Genomic DNA, 5038 nt, shown 5'->3' with positions numbered 1-5038 from the left:
ATCTAAACTAGCAATTACTTGTAAATCTTGGTTTGCTTTTTTGAGAGCTAGCTCTGCTTTTTTGCGTTGAATTAACCCCCCTAACTGAGTTGCAACACCATTAACTAACTCCATAGAATTTTGATCTAGGGAACGACAAATTTTATGGAAAAAGACTAAAATAGTTAAAACTTTTCGCTCTAGGATGATAGGAATTCCCAAAGCAGATTTAATACCTATTTTTTCAGCAATTTCAGAACAAATAGAAACAGAATATTGTTCCTGAGAAATATCTTCTAGCCATTCTGCTTGTTGAGAAGAGAACACCCTTTCTAGGAAACCTGGATGAGAGCTAAAAGTAATAATTTGATGCTGTTGTCGAAACTTGAGAGTAAGTGGCAAAGCGCCATTGCTAGTGTTACTAGCATACCAACCTCTACTAAATCTAAGCATTGTATTATCTTGGTTAGGAATCCATGCTTCCCCAAAATCCCAATTCATAGTTTGACAGATTTCTGCGAGAATCACTTCTAAAGCTGACTCAAAATCAGATGCTTCACTAATAGCATGAGTCGTTTTTAATAATAGTTGTAATCTAGCATTTTGTTGTTGTAATTCCTGCTGTAGGGATTGCAAACGTAATTGATTTTCAATCCTGGCTAAAATCTCAATTAATTCAAATGGTTTAGTTATATAATCTACTCCTCCTACAGTAAAAGCTTTAATCTTATCCATCACTCCATCCAAAGCAGAGATAAAAATCACAGGGATATTGCAAGTTCGTTCATCTCTTTTCAGAATTTCACAGATTTGATATCCATCAATGTCTGGCATTTTAACTTCTAATAAAATCAAGTCTGGAAGTATGAAATGAATAGTTTCTAGAACTTGCTTACTACTGGTGGCAATTTCCACCTTATACCCTTGGGTAGATAACAACTCAGTCAAGAGTTTTAAACTTTTAGGATTATCATTGATAATTAAAATAGTTTCTCTGAATCTAGAATTTTGTTGTTGATACATGATTTAGTAGGACTAGAGTGAACATGACTACTCTTCTAGCTGGCTATAGGGAGCTATTGGCCAAATTAATCGCTTCTTAAAATTGTGTTCGGTTAAGGGGATATAGACTTGTAAGACTAACTCTGTAAACTAATAATTAATAGCTGTTTGATTGAATTTTACCTACTATATTAAGAAACCTACAACCAATGTTTAATTGTTATATACAGCCTGAATTGCCTTAAATATTATGTATAACATAACTTTTAAGATGAAATATTTTAATTCAACTAATATAGCATTTTTATTGGAGTGTTGAAAATACTTTTGAGAAAAAACAGCAGGGAATCAAGTATATACTTCTTGTGATAATCGAATAAAAACACAGTCGTTGTTAGCAATTTTATATAGTAAGCGGTGATAGATAATCAAGTATGAAACTCTTGCTAATGTTACCTTTTCCCTAATTTATAAATAATTTATCAACAAGCAAAATAGGACTGATATATAAATAATTTATATTAGCTTTTCTATAGTTTATCGTCTCTAAACTCAAATATAGGGACAATAATTTCTACCAATTTCAAAAAAGAATGCTACAAAACGGAAAGCTGGAAATTTATTTTTATGCACGATATTATCGAATTGTATAAGCCAGCTAATTTATATCATTTCTGCGATTTTTTTCTTCTTTCTTGATTCCTTCTTCCTTCTTTGGAGCCTATACTTATATATACTATTGATAATAAACATTTATCAAATTTGTATTGCTTGATTTTTATCAATATTGAGCTACAACACAAGTTAATTTTGAAGTTGACTTTGGAGGAACCAAGGCAACTATATGAGGAACAGGACGTGGAGTATATCTGACTAAAGATTTACCTTGATAAGCTAGAGATGTACTTGCTCCAGAATCTAACATTACAGCATCCCGAAATCCTACTTGTGCTAAAAGTTGACCAAGTTTCACTGAACCAACTCTTTTATAAGATACTCCAATCATAGGTTGACCGCTACGATGAATACCCCAAAAAGCTCGATGACGGGGTTCATTAAATTTGAATAGTTCGCCAAAAGTTTCTGCTGGTTGTGGTTGAGAATTTCTGACTAAAAATGCAGCTCCGACAAAAGCATCTGTAAGATTTGGCATCTCTTTTTGGAGACCTTTTATAGTGTTATGTAGTTCCGAATTAAAAGGAATAAAATCTACTTTATCCTCACTAATTAATACTAAGGGACGATTCTTTAATTTATTATTGTCATAGCTATCCCCAGGTACAAATTTTTTTGTATTCTGACTAAAAATCGGACCTATAACTTCGTTAGAATCTAGTTTTTCCAGAGAAAAAAATACTCCATCTACTCCAGCGATCGCCTGATTTTTTGCCACAATATCTTTGACTTGATACCGACTATCTGCATGAATAGTGATTGGTTTTCCTCCAGATATTAAAATTAGAGGAATGCCTTGTGGAAAAACTTTATTTTTAATAATTTGACTATTAAAATCAAAGCCTAGTTTCCAGGGGGGTAGTTGTAATCCGCCATAAGTTTGAGCAATTGCTTTTTTTAATCCTGATTGACCGAAGCGGTCTATTGCTAATAAACTTTTGGATTGATTACTGAAGATATTTTTGTTTTTTTCATTGTTAGTGCTGCTTCGTATCCTGCTACTTTTATCCAAGCACTAACACGTTCGTCGTATTTACCTTCGGGATAGGTAAAGTAGCGAATCTTTATGCCTAATTTGTTCTGTAAAATTTGCTTTGATTTTAATAATTATTGTTGAAGTTCTCGGTCAGATAATTTGGTTAAATTTTTGGGATGAGTGACACTATGAGATGCAATTGTTACTAATGGATTTGCTGCCATTTCTTGTAATTGTTCCCAGGTGAGGGTTGAACGACCTACTATTTTGCCTTCGATTTTGTCTGTATATACTGAAAAAACTGCTGGATAATTGTATTTTTTTATCAGGGGATAAACTATTTGATAATGACCAATATATCCGTCATCGAAAGTTAGAACTATTGGTTTAGCTGGTAATGGTTTTCCTGTGCGTAAGTGCTGAATTAGTTGGTCTAAACTAATGGGAGTTACTCCATTTTTTTTGATTAATTCCAGATGCTTTTCAAATTGTTTTACTGTGACATCAAAAGATACTTTTTTCTTTGGTAAAATGTCGTGATACATAATTATCGGAACTTTGGCTAATCTGGCTCGTTCGTGAATTGTCGGCCAAGGATTAGGGCGATTATTTATAGTAACAATTGTTTGTTCTCCTATGGTTTTTATTAAGTTATTTCTTGGTTAGTCATTACGTTAGAAATACTTAGGAATTTATTGAGTGTAGCATCCAGGGATATTTCTGATAGTTGAGTATTCTGATTGTTGCAAGATTTAGGAGATTTTGAATTAGGATTGGATTGAGCAAAGGTTGGTTGTGATAACAATCCTATTAATAAGGTTAAAGTTAGATTAGTGATCGCTAATAAGGAAGAGCGAATTAGGAAAAATTTAAACATAAGACTAAAATTAAAACTCCATATCAGCATTCAGCTATTAGATTTCATAATTTCTTAGGTCATGCTGCGAAACCTAATAGCTAACGACTGAATGTTTACCTATTATTTATTTCAGAACTTGAGAAAATACCGAGAAAAATCATAAAATAAAAATAGTCATTAATTGTTTAATTTTAGGTTAATAAGAGTTTAATAAAATTATCCTTTAGCTATGGCAGGTAAATGGTATTTTTATCTACAATTGATAAATTTGCAGGAGCATGATTTAGAGACAAAATACCTAGGGAAATAAAATTGATTTATAAGTTAAGTAATCATATTTATTCAAATTGTGATTAGCTGTAATTTTTTCGATAATGTTTCAGATAACTAAAGCTATTAATGTAGCCAATAAGTAGGTGAGAATAAATAAACGTAACGAGTGTAGGGCGGGTTTAATAGACTATATCGTGCTTATGTAAATGGTTTCGGTCAAACCCCTCCCTACAATTTTTTTTAAGTTTAATTAGACCGATCTACTGATTAAGTTTATAGTATGAAAAAATTCAATTATTTTTGATAAAAATCATAAAATTTTAGAGATTTATATAGAGTTTCTCAGGCTAATGAGGTACACCTATATTTATTTCTATTCTATTCTCTATTCCCTAAAACCAACGAATTTTTTGCCTTACCAGTGTGGGAATTGCTATAGAATTTTCAGCAAACAGGTAATACTAAATCTTGAAGATAATAGTAACTTTGCTAAATATCCTTGAATGGAAGATTTGCAGGAGAACTTGGAGATTAAATCCCTACGGTAATTTATCGCCAACAATATTTTTTGTAGAATATTTGATAAAACATAATATGAAATACTAAAATTTTGGCTACAAATACTTAGGCTGTTTCAAGGAGTCATAACTCAGGAGTCAGTAGGAATAGCCTATATATCATTTATTAAAATAAAACTCTGTTTTTAGTCAAATAGATATTTCTAAGTAAAGTCTTTTAATCGGTTAAATTATTCGTAGCATTCTTTTTTATATTTCATATAAGGATTCAGAAGTCAGCTATCAGCTTCATTTATCATATTGATGAGGTACAATATTTTTTCTGTTTCTTGTTCCCAGTTCCCTAATACCATTTCTCAAAAAGAATGCTATACCCGATCGGGTAGGGAAGTGTGGGGAGAAATAAACATAAGAATAATAAACATTAACTGGGTTATTTTTAGGAAAAAAGTGATTGATATTGTGTTGATTACTTAATAACTGAAGTCCGACCTAAGTACAGCAATACTTTTGGGAATTGGTATAAAATGATGCCCTGCGACGGATTGTTAAATGCCTTTCACAGCTTATAGCAGTCGAAGCAAAGGTTAGGACATTTCACAATGCTGAAACCCTTTAACAGTTTACTGTTCCCTGTTCCCAGTTAAGTGTTCCCGATTCAAGTAGCGCTATAAATTTTCCCCATTGGATAGCTTCGGCCCAAACCATCCCAAAGCGCACATTCAGCTGACCTGGTCCACAAACGTGGTACGCAAG

At 32.3% G+C, this 5038-nt stretch carries 4 protein-coding genes; all 4 read right to left on the bottom strand.

Going from position 1 to position 5038, the window contains the following annotated elements:
- Positions 1-1002, bottom strand: a 1002-nt coding sequence (locus F6K22_RS31190) for a response regulator (RefSeq protein ID WP_293107197.1), incomplete at its 3' end; no start/stop codon positions are given.
- Between the two features lie 760 nt (positions 1003-1762).
- Positions 1763-2668, bottom strand: a complete 906-nt coding sequence (locus F6K22_RS31185) for a phosphodiester glycosidase family protein (protein WP_293107194.1) — start codon at positions 2666-2668, stop codon at positions 1763-1765.
- A 95-nt stretch (positions 2669-2763) separates the two neighbouring features.
- A complete protein-coding gene (locus tag F6K22_RS31180) occupies positions 2764-3177 on the bottom strand; it encodes a polysaccharide deacetylase family protein (protein WP_293107191.1) in 414 nt (137 codons plus the stop codon).
- A 101-nt stretch (positions 3178-3278) separates the two neighbouring features.
- Positions 3279-3509: a hypothetical protein gene (locus F6K22_RS31175; RefSeq protein ID WP_293107189.1), complete on the bottom strand. Its 231-nt coding sequence runs from the start codon at positions 3507-3509 to the stop codon at positions 3279-3281.
- Positions 3510-5038: the final 1529 nt, after the last annotated feature.

This window comes from Okeania sp. SIO2F4 (assembly GCF_010672385.1).
Lineage (GTDB): Bacteria > Cyanobacteriota > Cyanobacteriia > Cyanobacteriales > Microcoleaceae > Trichodesmium.
This window is presented reverse-complemented; position numbering and strand designations above follow the sequence as displayed.

Coding starts and splice junctions, on each gene's coding strand:
- F6K22_RS31180 (WP_293107191.1), bottom strand. CDS start 3,177: ATGTATCACGACATTTTACCAAAGAAAAAAGTATCTTTTGATGTCACA.
- F6K22_RS31175 (WP_293107189.1), bottom strand. CDS start 3,509: ATGTTTAAATTTTTCCTAATTCGCTCTTCCTTATTAGCGATCACTAAT.